14 protein-coding genes are annotated in these 16878 nt (G+C 68.7%); 4 read left to right on the top strand and 10 right to left on the bottom strand.

The window, feature by feature from the left end:
* Positions 1-22 precede the first annotated feature (22 nt).
* Positions 23-430 carry a pyridoxamine 5'-phosphate oxidase family protein gene (locus tag ACLF6J_RS10605; protein ID WP_134352624.1) on the bottom strand — a complete coding sequence of 136 codons (408 nt, stop codon included), beginning with the start codon at positions 428-430 and terminating at the stop codon, positions 23-25.
* A 204-nt stretch (positions 431-634) separates the two neighbouring features.
* On the opposite strand from ACLF6J_RS10605, the gene ACLF6J_RS10600 reads away from it, so the two are divergent.
* Positions 635-1606 carry an alpha/beta hydrolase gene (locus ACLF6J_RS10600; RefSeq protein WP_047523436.1) on the top strand — a complete coding sequence of 324 codons (972 nt, stop codon included), beginning with the start codon at positions 635-637 and terminating at the stop codon, positions 1604-1606.
* A 132-nt stretch (positions 1607-1738) separates the two neighbouring features.
* On the top strand, positions 1739-2734 hold the full coding sequence (locus ACLF6J_RS10595; protein WP_244093550.1) for a hypothetical protein: 996 nt from the start codon (positions 1739-1741) through the stop codon (positions 2732-2734).
* 16 nt (positions 2735-2750) lie between these two features.
* On the opposite strand, the gene ACLF6J_RS10590 is transcribed toward ACLF6J_RS10595, so the two are convergent.
* From ACLF6J_RS10590 to ACLF6J_RS10560, 7 genes are read right to left on the bottom strand one after another with little or no spacing between them, the layout of a single operon-like run.
* Entirely contained in the window at positions 2751-3848 is a 1098-nt protein-coding gene (locus ACLF6J_RS10590; protein WP_134352626.1) for a hypothetical protein, read from the bottom strand.
* A complete protein-coding gene (locus ACLF6J_RS10585) occupies positions 3848-4585 on the bottom strand; it encodes a hypothetical protein (RefSeq protein ID WP_244093670.1) in 738 nt (245 codons plus the stop codon). The genes ACLF6J_RS10590 and ACLF6J_RS10585 overlap by 1 nt, the downstream gene beginning before the upstream one ends.
* A gap of 2 nt (positions 4586-4587) precedes the next feature.
* The gene (locus tag ACLF6J_RS10580) at positions 4588-5640 is read right to left on the bottom strand and encodes a VWA domain-containing protein (protein WP_134352628.1); all 1053 of its coding nucleotides are present in this window, start codon (positions 5638-5640) and stop codon (positions 4588-4590) included.
* Positions 5637-6623 carry a VWA domain-containing protein gene (locus ACLF6J_RS10575; RefSeq protein ID WP_244093553.1) on the bottom strand — a complete coding sequence of 329 codons (987 nt, stop codon included), beginning with the start codon at positions 6621-6623 and terminating at the stop codon, positions 5637-5639. The genes ACLF6J_RS10580 and ACLF6J_RS10575 overlap by 4 nt, the downstream gene beginning before the upstream one ends.
* On the bottom strand, positions 6614-7105 hold the full coding sequence (locus ACLF6J_RS10570; RefSeq protein WP_134352629.1) for a hypothetical protein: 492 nt from the start codon (positions 7103-7105) through the stop codon (positions 6614-6616). Before ACLF6J_RS10570 ends, ACLF6J_RS10575 begins: the two co-directional genes overlap by 10 nt.
* A complete protein-coding gene (locus ACLF6J_RS10565) occupies positions 7092-7979 on the bottom strand; it encodes a DUF58 domain-containing protein (RefSeq protein WP_134352630.1) in 888 nt (295 codons plus the stop codon). The genes ACLF6J_RS10570 and ACLF6J_RS10565 overlap by 14 nt, the downstream gene beginning before the upstream one ends.
* A 7-nt stretch (positions 7980-7986) precedes the next feature.
* Positions 7987-9120 (bottom strand): AAA family ATPase, encoded by a 1134-nt coding sequence (locus ACLF6J_RS10560; RefSeq protein WP_244093555.1) that lies wholly within the window; start codon positions 9118-9120, stop codon positions 7987-7989.
* A gap of 307 nt (positions 9121-9427) precedes the next feature.
* Between ACLF6J_RS10560 and ACLF6J_RS10555 the strand changes: the two genes are divergently transcribed.
* A complete protein-coding gene (locus ACLF6J_RS10555; protein WP_261811755.1) occupies positions 9428-10852 on the top strand; it encodes an NAD(P)-binding domain-containing protein in 1425 nt (474 codons plus the stop codon).
* Between the two features lie 66 nt (positions 10853-10918).
* Here the strand turns inward: ACLF6J_RS10555 and ACLF6J_RS10550 are convergent, their stop codons facing one another.
* Together ACLF6J_RS10550 and ACLF6J_RS10545 are read right to left on the bottom strand one after the other, a co-directional pair.
* Positions 10919-11620, bottom strand: a complete 702-nt coding sequence (locus ACLF6J_RS10550; protein WP_134352632.1) for a Pr6Pr family membrane protein — start codon at positions 11618-11620, stop codon at positions 10919-10921.
* A 48-nt stretch (positions 11621-11668) separates the two neighbouring features.
* Positions 11669-12601, bottom strand: a complete 933-nt coding sequence (locus ACLF6J_RS10545) for a DMT family transporter (RefSeq protein ID WP_047522118.1) — start codon at positions 12599-12601, stop codon at positions 11669-11671.
* A 416-nt stretch (positions 12602-13017) separates the two neighbouring features.
* On the opposite strand from ACLF6J_RS10545, the gene ACLF6J_RS10540 reads away from it, so the two are divergent.
* Entirely contained in the window at positions 13018-16872 is a 3855-nt protein-coding gene (locus ACLF6J_RS10540) for a putative toxin (protein WP_134352633.1), read from the top strand.
* Positions 16873-16878: the final 6 nt, after the last annotated feature.

Raw genomic sequence — 16878 nt, 5'->3', positions numbered from 1 at the left:
GCGAACACCCCGCCGCCGACGATCAGGTCTCTCCGTGCTCCTGGTCTCGACGGACGATGCGCCCTGTGATGTGCTCGATGTGGAACGCCAGGGGGAGGTCCCGTTCGCTCCCGGCCCACGGGGTCACGCGAGGCCCGGCGCCGGCCGCCTTCTCCTCGGGCACCCGGGACAGCGGTCCGTGCATCAGGACGCTCCAGGCGGTGCTGCCGAGGGGGTCGTGATAGTCCACCTCGAACGAGACGTCCGCCGGCTCGTGCGTCAGCTCGGCCAGCAGTCCCTCGGGCGCGGTGCGGAGGAGCAGGTCGTGGCCGGAGACGACGTAGTTCACGGGCAGGATCTGCACGCGGCCGTCGTGCACGAAGCCGATGCGGCCGATCGTGGTGGTGCGCAGCAACTCGGCGGACTGCTGTTCATCGAGTACTCGGATCATCCGCGCCTTCCTTTCCCTGTGGCGCCAGGCTATCCACGGCGGGAAGCGTGTTCAAGGGACACCTCCACCGGGGAGGGGAGGCACCCGCCACCCGGCGGACGGAATGCGTCGGATCGGCCTCGGGTGGCGGGTTATCCTCGGGTGTCGCGTGCGCGAGTCTGGCGAGACGCCGCCGCGACGGCGGCCGAGGACAAAGGAGTTCTGATGACGGACACGACCCTGGCACGACCGCCCTTCGATCCCGAGCTCGAAGCCGCGCTCGCCCTCGTCGGCGACCAGCTGCCGCCCACGCTGACGCCCGAGATGATCCCGCTGCTCCGGCAGTCGCCCGTGAGCGGGGATGAGGAGATCTTCGCGGCGCTCGCGGAGCGGGGCTTCACGCGGCGGGACGTCACGATCGCCGGACACGAGGGCGATGACATCGTCGTCTCCGTGATCGAGAAGGAGGGCCGCACGGGCACCGGCCCCGGGTTCTTCCACACGCACGGCGGCGGCATGATCATCGGCAACCGTTGGCTCGGCGTGGTCGGATTCCTCGACTGGGCGGAGCGATTCAACGGAGTCATCGTCACGGTCGAATACCGACTCGCTCCGGAGTTCCCCGACCCCTATCCCGTCGAGGACTGCTACGCGGGGCTGCGGTGGACCGCGGAGCACGCCGACGAGCTCGGCATCGACACGTCGCGGCTGCTGATCGGTGGCGGCAGCGCCGGGGGCGGGCTGGCGGCGGGCACCGCCCTCCTCGCCCGTGACCGGAAGGGTCCTGAGCTGATCGGTCAGCTGCTCATCTACCCGATGCTCGACGATCGTGATGCGTCGGTGTCGACGCATCAGATCGATGGGATCGGCGTCTGGGACCGCGGCTCGAACGTCACCGGATGGTCGGCGCTCCTCGGCGACCGCAAGGGCACGGACGACGTGTCGATCTACGCGGCACCCGCCCGCGCCACCGACCTCTCCGGCCTCCCGCCCGCGTTCATCGACTGCGGCAGCGCCGAGGTGTTCCGCGACGAGGACGTCGCGTACGCCACGAAGCTGTGGGAAGCCGGCGTCCAGGCCGAACTGCACGTCTGGGCCGGAGGGTTCCACGGCTTCGACATGTTCGCCCCGCACGCCGCCGTCGCGCAGGCCATGCTCGCGGCCCGCGACAACTGGGTGAACCGCCTGCTCTCCTGAGTCCGGATTCCGTGCCCGGACCCCTCCCGTCGCACTCCCTGCCCGTTTCCGGCCCTCGGGGCGGCAGAGAGTGCGACGGGAGCACGGCACGTCGACCCCGTAGGGTGGAATCCCCGCGCGATGGAGCCCGACATGCAAGACCTGCTGGGGCGGCTCACCGCCCTCGACCCGGATGCCAGCGAGACGCTCAAGGTCGTCACGTACTTCGACGCCCTCGTGGCCCGTTCCGTCGGCGTCGAGAGCATGCTGCGGGGTGCCGCGGTGCTCAGCGGCGCGACCGCGGGACACCGCGACGGCCGGCAGATCGTGCGCGTGCGCGCGGACGGGGTGCGCATCGACCCCATCGAGCCGTCGCCCGCCTGGCTCATCCGGGAGAGCGGCCCGGACGCCGTCGCCTGGATCGAGCGCGACGGCGATCCCCACACCAACGACGCGATGATCCTGGAACGGCTCAGCCTCGCGCTCGGCATCATCCGGGCACGTCGCGCGGTGGGACCGGAGAGCGCCGTCGAACTGGCGATCAGCTCCTACGCCGGCGCCGATGAGAGGGCCGCCGCACTGCCGCGCCTTCGTCTCACCGACGAGGCGCTGCGGATGGTCGCCTCTCCTCCTGACCCGGCACCCCTGCCGCAGTATCCGTCCGCCGTGGTCGCCACCCGGCACGGACTCACGCGGGCGACGATCCTGGATGCCTCCACCGAGGCGCGGGACGCCTGGCCCGACGGTGCGCAGCTGCGGCTGGGTCTCGGGGTCGCCGGCACGGGAGAGCAGCTTCCGCGATCGTGGTCTTCCGCTCTGGTGGCGGTCCGGCTCACCGATCCCGCGGAACCGGTCGTCGATGCCGCCGACCTCGGAGTGCTCCTGCTCGTCGCGGAGGCCGCGGACGCCGGCCCCCTCCACCCGGATGCGGCCGCGCTCGCCGCGCTCGACGACCGAAGCCGCGAACTGCTCGACGCCGTCATCGAGGAGCAGAGCGTGCGGGCGGCGGCGGTGCGCCTGGGAAGACACCACTCCAGCGTGCAGGAGCGGATGGCGGCGCTCGTGGTGATTCTTGGCTACGACCCGCGGACCTCCCGCGGACACGCCCGCTACGTGCTCGCCCGGATGCTGCTGACCCTCAGCGCCTGAGGACCCTGCGCCTCGGCTACTCGTAGCCCGGGTAGTCCTGCAGCCGCGTCTCGAACTCCTCGCGATCGGCGTCGCTGAGTACCCCACTCGCGAGCACGAACAACTGAAGGCCCTCGAGTGGCTCCCCGGTGCGGGCCTGCTGCGCCTCGCGTGCCGCGAGGAATCCGCCGTCCTGATCGTTCGAGAGGTCGTGGATGTCGGCGTAGAAGCGCAGCGGATCCGGGTAGTTCTCGGTGTAGTACTCCCACGTGTGCTGCGAGCGGGGGTCGTCGCTGCCGTACAGCTTCGTGATCATCCCGGGGTCGATGCCGGAGATGGCGGGGTCGTTGAACGAGTACAGCTCCCACAGCCCGTGTTCGATGACCACCTCGTTGATGACGGCCATCACCGCGTACTTGCGATCGTCGTCCTGGATGGGCTGCTCGGTGGCCCAGCCCTGCGAGGTGTACTCGACCAGCATCGACTCCCCGCCGTACCCGTTGCGCTCCGGCCGCAGGTCTTCGTCGCCCACCGCGACCCAGGTGTACCCGAACTCGTCGGTGAGCCGCGCACGGATGTCGGCGAAGAGCGACTCCGACTGTGCCCGCACGTCTTCCAGGGACTGCTGTGCAAGCGTCTGCTGCGGATCCGTGCCCTTGATCCCGGGGTATGCCTCCGCATGCTTCTGCTCGGCGGACTTCATGCCCTCGTAGTTGCCGGAGGCCGACGTCTGCAGGGCGCTCATGCCGCCGACGGTGGCGACGTTGAACAGGATCGTGACGACCAGGGCGATCGCCCCCAGCAGGCGTCCCCGCGGTGAGAGCAGAGCGGCGATGACCGTTGCGACCACGACGAGCTGAGCGGTCACCATCGTGACGCTGTAGAGGATGTCGGTGCTGCCGGCCAGCAGTGTGCCCAGCAGCGTCAGGGCGAACAGGACCGCCACAGTGAGGGCCGTCCACCCCAGAGCGTTGGCGGGCTTCTTCGGCTCCTCCTCGACGGAGACGGAGACCGCGGCAGGGGGGGAGGGCAGGAAGGCCTCGCGGCGTGCGCCGCGGTACCCACCGGGAGGGGGAACCGGGGGCGCGCCTTCGGTCCCCGCGAGGTAGCGGGCCCTCTGCTTCTCGTGATCCATCACCACGGCTTTTCCGTTCCCGACCCGCCGGGATCCTCGCCCAGCTGCTGGTCGCGCTCCTGGGTGCCCTGCTCGAGCTTGTCCTGAAGGTCCTGGAGCTTGTCCTCGGACGGCTGCTCGTCCTCGTTCGGCTGCGGAGGCGGGGGCTGCTGCTGATCCTGCTCCTGCTGCTTCTGCTTCAGGCGGTCCTCGGTGCTGTCGAGCGTGTCGGACATGTCGCGCTGAGGATCGGACGACTGCTCCTGCGCCTCCTCGCTGTGACACTCCTCCGGCGTCTCGGCGGTGATCGCCAGGGCTTCACCGTAGAGCTGGGCCGCGGTCGCGCCATCGCCGCCGGCGCGTGCGGCGTCGCCCATGCGCTCGACGACGAGAGCCAGGTTGATCCGCACCCCGCACACTTCGAGCCCGGTGGCCAGGCGGAGCGCCTCTTCGAGCTCCGCCCTCGCCTGCGGCAGCTGTTCGGCCGCTCCGAGCGCCGTGCCGATGTTGAAGGGGGCCTTGTACGGCTCGAACCAGTTGAGGAAGCTCTGTCCGCGCGCCGCCGCCTCCGAGCCCGCGAAGTCGTCGACCACGTAGGCGGTGATCGCCTGGTGCGCGAACGCGTACATGCTCAGCAGCTTGCCCACGAACAACAGCGCGGCGAGAGTGAGCGGAAGGGTGCCGATGGCGACCCATCGACGGACGCGGCGGCGTCGCCGATTCGACCGCAGGAGTGCGGCGGCGGCATCGTTCGTCATCGTCACGAGGTGCCTCCCGGTTGCCGGAGGGATTCCCGGGGCGCGCGCAGTCGCCGCAGCTGCGCGATCAGCATCGTGGCGCGGGCGAGCTCGACGCCGAGGATGAGGAGGATGACGAGCGCCGCGACCCAGTACAACTCGATGGCGTTGCCGACCTCTCCGGACTCGGCGTAGTCGGTCGTCGTCGACGGCGCCTCGGGCAGTACGGCTTCGGCGTCCGCGGTCCGGCGCTGGTAGTCCACCCCGAGCTGGTCGGCGATCCTCTCCAGGTTTCCTTCGTCGATCACGGAGAGGGCGTCGGACCCCTGGTATTGGATATAGCCGGTCCCGCTGTCCGAGAGATCGCCCGTGGTGATGCGCATCGGTCCGCCCTCGGTCGTGCCGTAGCCGAAGACGCCGCCCGCATCGGTGTACTTCTCGCTCGCGCTGAACGACTCCGGCGGGGTGTCGACGGTCTGCTCGCCGTCACCGAAGTAGAAGACCATCCGCGACCGGTCGGGTGAGGATTGGGCCGCCGAGGTGAGTGTCTCCGCGAGCAGCGGCGCGGCGATGCCGATCGAACTCCCGCGCGACTGGCTGGTGACCTCGGGGCGCAGCACGTCCAGCGAGCCCAGGAGGGCCGTCGTGTCGGTGGTGAGGGGCATCCGCAACTCGGCGGCGGCGTCCGAGGTGATCAGGGCGAAGCGCGCGCCCGGGTACTCCTCGACCAGCGCGCGCACGTCGTCGCGGATGCCGTCGAGTCGAGGTTCCCCGTCGCCCCAGTCCTCGGCGACGATGCTCGCCGTGGTGTCGACGACGAGCACGATGTCGGTGTCGGTCGCGAGCGTCTGGGTGGCGCCGCCCGGGATGCCGGGGCGCAGCAGCATCACGACGCAGGCGAGCACCAGCACCAGGCGCATGGCCCACAGGGCGCGGTGTCCGGCGAGGGAGCCTGGCGCGGACGAGGCAGCCGCCGTCGCCTTCGCCGGTCGCACCAGGATCCACACGACCAGGGCGATGATCGGGAGGCAGATCAGGGCGATCAGCAACGGAGCGAGTACGGGATGGAAGATCACAGTCGCACCCTCCACAGCACCACGACGAAGGCCAGGAGGCAGATCGAGAGCAGAGCGATCCAGAGGTCGGGGGTGTCGGTCCAGACCACCTGCGCCTCTCCCCGCAGCTCGGTGGCCTCCTGCTCCTGCACCTGGGTGACGATGTCGGAGACGGTCGTCGTGTCGCGCAGGCCGAACGCGGCGCCACCGGTGGCTTCCGCGGCGGCCGTGAGCTCCGCGCTCACCGCCGCGTCCTTGCCCTGCACCGGGTTCAGGGCGAACACGCGTACGCCCTTCGACGCCGCGTAGGCAGCCGCTTCGTCGAGCGTGACGATCGAGGCGCCGTTGATCTCGTTGTCGGTGGCGAAGATCACCGAGCGCGAGCGGTCGTCGTCCGGGTGGTCGAAGCCCATCGTGCAGGCGGCGAGGCCGTCGCCGATCAGCGAGGCGCCGTCGCCGTTGAGTGTGCCGAGCCAGTGCTCCGGGACCTGGTCGCCGTAGTCGAAGCTCCGGGTCATGCTCTCGAGGTGCTCGCGGATGAAGTCGTAGTCGTCGGTGAGCGGGAAGATCTGCACCGGTGAGCTGTTGAAGATCGTCAGCCCGATCCGCTCACCTTCGAAGCCGTCCAGCAGCTCGTCGAACACGGTCAGCACTTCGACGTCGACCTCGGTCATGGATCCGGAGACATCGAGGCACAGCATGATGTCGCGGCTCGTGTTGACCGGTTGGACGGTCTGCGCCGACATCGGTCGGGCGGACACCACCCCCGCCACGAGCGCCGTGACCGCGCCCAGGGCGAGGATGCCCGAGAGCGCCACCGCCCGCCGCGCCAGCGCCTGACGGAAGGTGGGCAGCGTGCGGAGCCGTTCGGCGCGGGCGATCCGGGCCGTGTCCGCCGCGCGACCACGGCTGCTCCGGCGCAGACCCAGGACAAGGCCGATCGCCACCGCGATCAGCACGACCGCCGCGGCGGCGAAAAGCACCCAGGGATTCGCTAGTGCCATGAGCGCACCACCGTCCGGGCGGCTTCGGCACCGGCGACCGGATCGATCGCGGGTCCCTGCCGGAAGATGCTCGGGTAGTAGTGCCTGCCCATCGCATCGATGAGCGCGGGATGGACGCCCCGTGCCACGAGGTCATCGAGCGCGAGGACGGGAGCCTCCAAGCCGCTGTACTCGTTGACGAACGTCCGCACGACGCGGCTGAGCTCGAGGTTCGCCTGCCGCGGGGAGAGGCGGCGCTCGCGGTAGTCGGTCTCGATCTGCTGGATGCGCGTCAGGTACTCGGTGCGCAGCTGCGAGAGCACGTCGACGATCAGCGGTGTCTGTCCGGCATTCTGCTCGCCGACGGACAGGGTGCGCCGGGGGCGAGTGAGGAGGATCAGGAGCCAGGCCCCCGCGATCAGCAGGAGCAGGATGCCGATCGCGAGCAGCATCCATCCCCAGCCGTATTGTGCGGGCGGGTAGAGCTCGTCAGAGCCGGGCATTCGACCTCCGATTCAGCAGCTGCAGGAGCTGCGTGACGGCGTCGTCCTGTCCGTCCAGAGAGGCGTGGCTGATCTCCATCCGCGTGAGGAGCTCGGCGAGGTGCGCGGCGTCGGCGTCGCGCTGTGCGGTCAGCTCTCGCACGATGCCACGGTCGCCCTGCACGAAGTCCGGCACCTGCCAGCGGCTGTCCACGTCGCTGCGGATGCGCCCGGTCGCGTGGTCGAGCACGGGGTCGGCGTCACGCACGGTGAGCCACAGGACGTCGTGCTGCACGCGCAGGCGCCGCAGCATCCGCTCGGTCTCGCTCGTCACGGCGGCCTCATCGGTGACGACGACCACGATCATCCGGCGCGAGATCGTGCGCGTGATGAACGACAGCAGTGCATCCCGGTCGCTCGGTGCGGAGCTCTCGTCGATCGCGCGGTCGATCGTGCGCAGGGCATGTTCGAGTGCCCCCTCGCTGCGGCCTGGCGCGAGTCGACGCACCTTCGCGGAGTCGCCGTAGACCGTCGTGAAATCGTCGCCGTGGCGCAGCGTCAGCACGCCGAGCATCCCCGTGGCGAGGATCGCCAGCTCCTTCTTCGAGCGTTCGTCGGCGGCGAGGGCCGACATCGAGCGGCCGGTGTCGACGGCGAACAACACGGTGTGCATCCGTGTGGCGCGCGAGCGCTTGACCAGGGGAGTGCCCAGCCGCGCGGTCGCCCGCCAGTCGATGTCGCGCACCTGATCGCCGTACTCGTATTTGCGCAGGTCTTCGAAGTCGAGGCTCCGCCCGTGCAGCAGCGACGCGTAGGCGCCGTCCAGCGCGTGCAGCGACTTGCGCGTCGAGTGGATGAAGAGCTTGCTCTTCACCTGCGTGATCAGGCTGGCCATGAACGGGTCAGGGAGTGGGGACCGACGCGAAGATCTGGTCGATGATCTCCTCGCTGCGGATGCCCTCGGCGTCGGCCTCGAACGTCAGGAGCACGCGGTGGCGGAGCACGAGGTGCCGCAGCTCCCGGATGTCTTCGGGCAGCACGTGTGCGCGCCCCTTGAGCAGCGCCAGTGCCCGCGAAGCCTGCAGGAACGCGATGCTCGCCCGGGGGCTCGCGCCGTACTTGATGAAGCGCGCGCGCTCCTCGCCGATGTACGGCGCCGGGTTCCTGGTGACGTAGGCGATGGACACGATGTAGTTCCGGATCGCGGGGTCGACGTAGATGCGGCTCGCGACGTCCTGCAGCAGGTGCACGTCGTCGAGGCTGACCGTGCTGCTCACATGGCGGTCGGGGTCGAGCACACCGGAATCGATACGGCTGAGGACCTCGAGCTCTTCGGCGGGGCTCGGGTACTCGACGATCTCCTTGAGCAGGAAGCGGTCCATCTGCGCCTCGGGCAGCTCGTAGGTGCCCTCCTGCTCGATCGGGTTCTGCGTCGCGATCACGAGGAACGGCTTCGGCAGGTGATGGACCTCGCCGCCGATGGTCGTCTGGTGCTCCTGCATCGCTTCGAGCATGGCGCTCTGGGTCTTGGCGCTGGAGCGGTTGATCTCGTCGAGCAGCACGAAGTTCGCGTGCACCGGACCGAGCACGGTGCGGAAGGAGCCCGTCGCCGCGTCGTAGATCTGGTTGCCGGTGATGTCGCTGGGGAGCAGGTCGGGCGTGCACTGGATGCGCTTGAACTGCGCTTTCACGGTGTCGGCGAGAGTGCTGGCGGCCGTGGTCTTCGCCAGGCCGGGAACGCTCTCCAGCAGGATGTGACCGCCGGCGATGAGGGAGACGAGGAGGCTCGTGCGCAGCCGATCCTGGCCGACCATCTTGGCGGAGTAGGAGGCGGAGATGATCCGCAGCACCTCGGCGGCTCTCCTGAGCTCGGCGTCGGTCGGCGCGGCCTTCGTCGCTGCGGGTGCGGCAGGGGCGGCGGACGGGGCAGGTGCGGCGGGCGCGGCGGGCGCGGGGGCCGGTGCCGGCGGTGCAGGGGCGGGCGGAGGCGGCGGTGCGGCGATCGTCCGCGGGTCGGGCGTGGAGGACTCGGTCATCTGTAGGCTCCCTCGTTCAGGGACGCGCGTCGCGGCCATCCCCCGCGCACCAGCGTAATCGCTGTGTCCACCTGCATGACCGGATGACGGATGCAGGACGACCCGCCGAGCCCAGGTCATGCATCCGTCCGAGAATCCTGCAGGTGGCGGGCAGGCGCGACCCCCGGTGCCGGTGGCGGACACTGCTAACGTCGAAGAGCAGCCGCTTTCCGGGCAGGTCGAGCTTCTCCGCTCCCACCGGGACAGAACTGTTCCTCGCTCGGAAGCGGCCGTGCCGATACATGACTGAAGAGTATGAGGACAATACGTGACGAGTAGAGAACGAGTAGCGATCATCGGAGCCGGACCCTCGGGGATGGCGCAGCTGAGGGCCTTCGAGTCCGCAGCCCGTGCGGGAGCCGACATCCCCGAGCTGGTCTGCTTCGAGAAGCAGGCCGACTGGGGCGGGCAGTGGAACTTCACCTGGCGCACCGGACTGGACGAGTTCGGCGAGCCGGTGCATTCGAGCATGTACCGCAACCTGTGGTCGAACGGCCCGAAGGAGGCGCTGGAGTTCGCGGACTACAGCTTCGACGAGCACTTCGGTCGCCCGATCTCCTCCTACCCGCCGCGCCCGGTGCTGTGGGACTACATCGCCGGTCGCCTGGAGAAGACCGACGTGCGCGACCTGATCCGCTTCCAGACCGTGGTCCGCTGGGTGGAGTTCGACGACGAGCGCGAGGTCTTCACCCTCACCAGCGAGCACCTGCCCTCCGGCGAATCGTCCGTGGAGGAGTTCGACCGCGTGATCGTCGCGAGCGGACACTTCTCCTTCCCGAACGTGCCGGAGTTCCCCGGTATCGAGACGTTCCCGGGGTACATCAGCCATGCCCATGACTTCCGAGGCGCCGAGGCCTTCGAAGACAAGGATGTGCTGGTGATCGGCGCGAGCTACTCCGCGGAGGACATCGGCAGCCAGGCGTTCAAGATGGGGGCCCGTTCGGTGACGGCGAGCTTCCGCTCCGCGCCGATGGGGTACGACTGGCCCGAGGGCATCGAGGAGCGGCCGGTCCTCGAACGCTTCGAGGGCAGCACCGCGTTCTTCGCCGACGGCACCTCGAAGCAGGTCGACGCGGTCATCCTCTGCACCGGGTACCTGCACAAGTACCCGTTCCTGCCGGACGACCTCGCCCTCTCCTCGCCGAACAACGTGTACCCCGACGGGCTGTACCGCGGAGTGCTCTGGCAGGGCAATCCCCGTCTGGCCTACCTCGGCGCGCAGGACCAGTGGTTCACGTTCAACATGTTCGATGCGCAGGCCTGGTACGTGCGTGACCTGATCCTCGGTCGTCTGTCCCTGCCCGACGAGCAGGAGCGGGCGGCATCGATCGCCGAGTGGCGCACGCGCTTCGGGCAGATCGATTCGGCCGCGGCGGAGATCCGCTTCCAGGCGGACTACATCCGCGATCTGCTGCAGCTCACGGACTACCCGGAGTTCGACATCGACCGGGTGGTCGAGATCTTCCTCGCGTGGAAGCGCGACAAGAAGGACGACATCATGGGCTACCGCGACCGTACGTACGAGTCGGTCATGACCGGCACCCTCGCGGTCGTGCATCACACGCCGTGGCTGGAAGAACTCGACGACTCGCTCGAGCGCTACCTCGACGTGGACCCGGATGCCACCGAGACGGCGCGGATCATCGAGGGGCAGCCTCGCGACGACGATCGTGAGGCGCTCGCCACCACCTGAGTCTCTGTTGACGCCTCCGCCCCTCCGCCCACTCCGGGTGCGAGGGGCGGAGACGTCAGAGGCAGGTCAGAAGTCGATCGGGGTGGTGCCGCGGCGCCTGCCGATCCAGACGACGCCGGCGGCCACGGCGATGATCGCGATCGCGATGCCGACGATGTAGGCGGAGACCCCGAGGTAGCCGCCCGGGACGGTGTGCGGGTTCAGGAAGGGATACGGGTACCAGTAGGGCTGCCCGGTCGCCGGCGAGATCACCAGGTTCGCGCGGATCATCGTGTACGCGACCCACACGAGGGGGAAGACGGCGGTGGCCCCCACGGCGCTCCAGCCCAGCGCGCGGCGTCGTGGCGCGAAGAGCAGATCGAGGAGCATGATCAGCGGCACGATCACGTGCAGCACCTCGTTGGACCAGGGGACCGTCGCCCCCTGTGGCAGCTCGATCCCGCGGAGCAGCGTGTTGTAGACGATCCCCGTGACGATGGCGTAGGTGCTCGCGCAGACCAGGATCAGAGCGAGCCAGCGCGGTTCGGGGCTCGTGGTCTTCCGGTTGAGGATGCCCCAGAGGCCCCCGATGACGAGCGCGACGGCTGCGAGGACGTTGGAGAGGATCGTGAAGAAGCTGAAGAAGTTCACGATCACCGTGGGGAGGTGAGAGCCCCACTCGGTCTCCGAGAGCATGGCGATCTCGAGCGTCCGCACCAGTTGGGCGACGATGGCAGCCACCGCGAGAACAGATGCCGCGAGTCGCGCGTAGGGCCACCAGGTCGTCATTTCGCCTCCGGTCGTAACTGTAGTCACTCGCCCCGGCGGTTCTCGGCATCAGGTGCGGCGACGCCACCGCAGTCGTGTGATGAGGACGCCGAGCAGGCAGAGGGCTCCGCCGAGGAACATCAGCGGCGTCGGCACCTCGCCGAGGATCGCCCACGACATCAGGATCGCGATCGCGGGCACGACGTAGGTGGTGGCGGAGGTCTGTCCCGCGGTGCTGCGCTGCAGGACGTAGGCCCAGGTGGTGAAGGCGATCGCCGTGGGGAAGATCCCGAGGTAGACGACCCACAGCGTCGCGTCCAGTGGTGCGGTCTGCAGGGAGTCGATGAGGCTGCCGACCCAGGGCAGTAGCGCGACGGTGCCGACGCCCGCACCGAGCCAGGTCAGGGTGGTCGGATCGACGCCGGAGGTGAGCAGGCGCTTCTGCACGAGCGTGCACCCGGCATACATGACGGCTGCGAGCAGGGCGAGCAACAATCCGGTGATGTCAGGGCCGGCGCTGGTGGAGGAGTTCATGCCGATCAGCACGACCCCGAGGAACGCGATCGGGGCGCCGATGATGAGGGGCTTCGGGAAGCCTTCGCGGAGGAAGAGTCCGCTGAAGACGACGACCATGAGCGGCGCGAGGTTCACCACCATCGCGGCCGTCCCCGCATCGAGTGTCAACTCAGCGCTGTTGAGGGCCAGGTTGTAGACGCAGAACCAGCCGATGCCCCACACCGCCACGAGGAGCCAGTGGCGACGGGCGGGGATGCGGATCCCGTGCCGCACGGCGATGATCGTCAGCACCACGGTGCCGACCGCCATCCGCAGCAGCGCCAGAGCGCCCGGGTCGTAGTGAGGGCCCGCACCACGGATGCCGATGAACGCCGAGGCCCACAGCACCACCGTGACCAGCGCGGCGACGAGCACGAGCGCGCCCTGACTCTTCGGCGCCTCGGCGTTCATGCGGATACCGGGCTCGCCGGATGCTGCTCGTGACATCCTTCGATCCTGGCAGGGGCTTCCGACACCGGACGAGCCGCCGGAGCGACATCCACCCTCGTATTTCGGACGATCCGAGGGCTATCGCCCGTCCTGCGTCTCGCGTCGCGTTGCGCGCACGGACGCGCGCTGCAGTCATATGTCGCATAAAGCACGCACGCCACACGAAGTGCCCAGCGTCAAGTCGGACATTCGGGGGACAGACAGGACTCACAGCTGACAGATAGAGTCCCGAACGAGTACCGCCGCAAGCCCACGGTCGAAGCGTGACGGTCCTGTTTCGAAGTCGTGGTTTGCGTGCATTCCGACGTGCTCGTGCGCGCACGCGCCGCAATTCGTTCCAGGGATCCGTCGCCGAACGACTGCGATCTCCACGCGGTTCGATACCTCGTGACCCCCTGGAGAAGAGTCCTGCGATGAAGACCAGATCTCACCGTCGACGCCTGCGTTTCGCACCGGTGCGGCGACTCCCGTTCGCCTGCGCCGCCATGCTGATGACGGTCGTCGTCTCCGTCGGGCTCTTCCAGCCGCTCGAAGCGTCTGCAGCGACTGCGGCCGCGGCCGTGCGCACGCAGGTGTCCGCGCCAGCAGGGCTCTTCACCCCGTCGACGGACGCGGCCGGAGTGGTCACGCAGTTCACCGATGGGGGGCCCGCGGTCCAGGCGGCCGCGCGGGAGGCGCTGCTCAAGGGCGGCCAGAGCATCGAGGACTTCATCACCACGGGGCAGCATGAGGCCATCGCCCAGGACTACCGCCTCATCGCGCTGCGCCTGAGCCTTGCGGGTGGACGTGCTGTCCGCCAGCAGGCGGAGTCCGTGCTCACGGCGAACGACCCCGACCAGCTTCGAGCGTTCGTCACGGAGGGATGGAAGGACGCCTGGGAGGTCGACGACCGCTCGGCGGCGTTCGTGCTCGCGGACACGGGAACGCCGACGGTGCAGCGCGAGGCGAACAAGGCGTTGGACTCGGAGGACTCCAGCGCGGTGTCGCAGTTCTTGCTGATCGGCCAGTACGACGCCAAGATCATCGACAACCGGGCAGCGGCATATGTGCTCGCCACCACGGGTTCGCCGAGCGTCGTCGCGGCGGCGGAGGCCGCACTGGACGCGACGCTGCCGGATGGCTCCGACGATACGCAGGCCGTCGCCGACTTCTTGCGCTATGGGCAGTTCGTCGCCGGTGCGCGTGACGCCGAAGCCGCGACCATCGCTCAGCTGACGAGCCAGGTGATCGCCGCGAACCTGGTCGCCCAGGAAGAGCGTCGCAACGCCGACAACGCCTCCGCGCAGGCTGTCCTCGCGGCCAAGCTTGCGAAGGCGGCCACCCAACGGGCCGCTCAGCAGGCCGCAGCCGCGCAGGGCAACGCCGAGAAGGCCAGTGCTGCGGCGACGCGGGCGGCCGCGTTGGCTCGACAGGCGGCCGATGCGGCCGATCTCGCTGTGCAGGCCGCAGCCGCAGCCCATCAGGCCATGAACGCCTCGATGAGCGCGGCAGGGACGGCAGCCTCCGCGGCTGCCCGCGCGAACCGTGCGGCCGCGAGTGCCGATGGTGCGGCGGCGAACGCTGCGGGCCAAGCCGGCATGGCCGCAGCGGCGCGAGCCGAGGCGGAGAAGGCGCGCGACGCCGCGGACAAGGCGACCAAGGCCAAGCGTGCGGCGGCAGAAGCGGAGACGGCGACGAACGCGGCGAACCGTGCGGCAAAGGCGGCGGGAGCTGCGGCCGGCTACTCCGGCGAAGCGGCCGGGTATGCGACCGAGGCATCCCAGGCGTCAGGAGTGTCGTCGGCGGCTGCCGCGCAAGCGCGGGCGGCTGCAGCGGAGGCGAATGCAGCAAAGAACCGCGCCGCATCCGCCACGGCGCGGACGGACCGCCTTGCCGCCGAGACATCGGCGGTCGCGCAGCAGGCCCGTGATGCGGCCGGTCGCGCAGCGGACAACGCGAAGGCAGCGGCGATCGAGGCCGATACCGCGGCTGCTCAGGCCGGTGTCGCGCAAGGCGCGGCGGCTCGAGCCACGGCCTCCTCGGAAAAGGCGGCTGACGCTGCCGACGCCGCGACGAACGATGTCGAGTTGGCGAAGACCATCTTCGAGTTGGCGCGGAAGGCTGACGCGGAGCGTCTCGCCGCGGAAGAGGAGTTCGGGCTTGCGCAGGCGGAGATCGCCGCCGCCGAAGAAGCTGAAGCGAAAGAGCTCGAGGACGAGGCCAAGAAAGAGGGCGTCGCCGCTGTCGCGGAGAGCAGCGCCTTCCTGAAGAAGATCACCTCCCCGGACGCGAACCTGCAGGAGCTGCTGCCGGAAGCGCGCTCGGCCATGCTCGCCCTCATCACGTCGGGAACCCCGTGGGTCGCGGCAGCGGCGGAGCAGGCGGTCGTCGGAAACGACGAGGCCGTGGTCGAGTTCTTCAAGAACGGGTACAGCGTCGCCCTCGAGCAGGACCAGTGGGATGAGGCGAAGGCTCTCCTGTACGACGGCGACAACACGATGCTGCAGAGCGAGGCCTATGACGTCCTCGAGAACGGTGAAGAGTACGTCGCTGAGTTCCTCAACGAGCGGCTTCCTGAGATCCGCGATCTCGAGAACCGTCAGATCGCATTCGTGCTCGCCACCGACGGAGGGCCGGCGATGCAGCGCGAGGCGAACCGCGCGCTGGATGCCGATGATCCCACTGTGCTCGCGAAGTTCATCGCTGAGGGGCAGTACAACGCGCTCGAGATCGATCAGCGAGCGGCCGCTTTCGCGCTCAGCTCGACGGGCGGTCCCGAGGTGAAGGCAGCCGCGAACATCGCCCTCGAGGGCTCTCGGGCTTCGCTGAAGAAGTTCCTGGAGCAAGGTCAGTACGAGGCTGCCAAGCGGGACAACGACACCGCCGCTCACGTCGCTCAGATGCAGAGCATGCTGCACCTGGCCGACCAGCAGGCTGCGGCTGCTCGCGAGGCAGCCGCTCTCGCGGAGAAGGCCGCCGCGACGGCGCGACAGGCCGCACAGGAGGCGCAGGACAGTGCCGAGTTGGCTCGACAGTACGCGCAACAGGCGCAGGGCTGGGCGGCGAAGGCGGCGACTTCGGCCAACCAGGCGACTGCCTCGGAGAACGAAGCGCGTCAGTCGTCGCACCGCGCGCATCAGGCGCTGACGGCCGCAACCGCAGACGCGCAGAAGGCCAACGGGTTCGCCGCCCAAGCCACGTCGTCGGCACAGTCGGCCAGCGCTGCTGCAGCACGGGCCAACGACGCGGCGAGTCGCGCGGCGGCCTCGGCGACGGACGCCGGGCTCGACGCTGAAGCGGCCGCGAAGGCCGCGACAGATGCTCGCGAGATTGCCGCGTCGAAGCAGCGCGCGGAAGACGGGGCAGACAACTTCCCGCCGCCTGCGGGCAAAGAGGGCGAGCTCACTCAGGCGCAGATCGATGCGGCATACGCACTCGGTGGCGATGCCGAGGTGCAGCGGCTGAAGGAGGCGCACGCGCTGAGTCAGCCGGATGCTCTGCTGAACTTCATCATTCAAGAAGGCGGCAAGGTCCTTCTCGACCTCATCGGTGTGACAGACATCATGGACTGCGTCACCAAGGGTGACATCGGTGCATGCTTCATGGCGCTCATCGGGTTCGCGCCCTGGGGCAAGCTCGCCAAGCTGGTGGAGTCGATTCCGCTGATCATGAAGCTCGCCGACAAGGTCGTCGGCTTCGTCAACAAGGTCGGCGACGCGGTCAGTCTTCTCAAGAAGAACAAGACCAAGGCTGACGAGCTTGCGGGACAGGCCTGCGGCGTCGGCGGCAACATTGTCCCGTCAGGAGCTTCTCCCTACTCTGGCGTGCGACCCATGGGTGCGGTTGGGCCATGCGGTTGGTATCCGCCCGACGCACCAGTCGTGCAACCGTCGGCTCCGCCGCACGTGAAGGGAAAGCTCGGGGAACAAGCTGCCGGAAATCGGCCAGGCGAGAGCAAAGTCTTGTTCAAGCAGGATCAATTCCCGGGGTACGAACTCACAGGCAATCGAATCCCGGACAGGACGGGTGCCGACTTCCTCAGGGAGACCAAGAACACCAATAGACTTGGATATACTGCCCAAATCAGAGATGATCTACTGATTGCCGAAGCGACAGGCAGATCAACGCTTTTTATTACCACTCGCTCAAGCACGAACTTGAGTCCGCGCCTGAAGACCGCGATATGCGACTCGACTGATGACGACGCCGCGGTTAAGATCATTGTGCAGCATTTTGGTGAAACGGTCAGCTCGCCCCTGGTAGATATTCCAAGCAAGAGTTTCTGCTGAGAAGGG

The sequence above is a fragment of the Microbacterium sp. IO18 genome (assembly GCF_049099505.1).
Classification (GTDB): Bacteria; Actinomycetota; Actinomycetes; order Actinomycetales; family Microbacteriaceae; genus Microbacterium; species Microbacterium aurugineum.
Note: the sequence above shows the minus strand (reverse complement) of the source record. Positions and strands in the feature narration are given on the sequence as shown.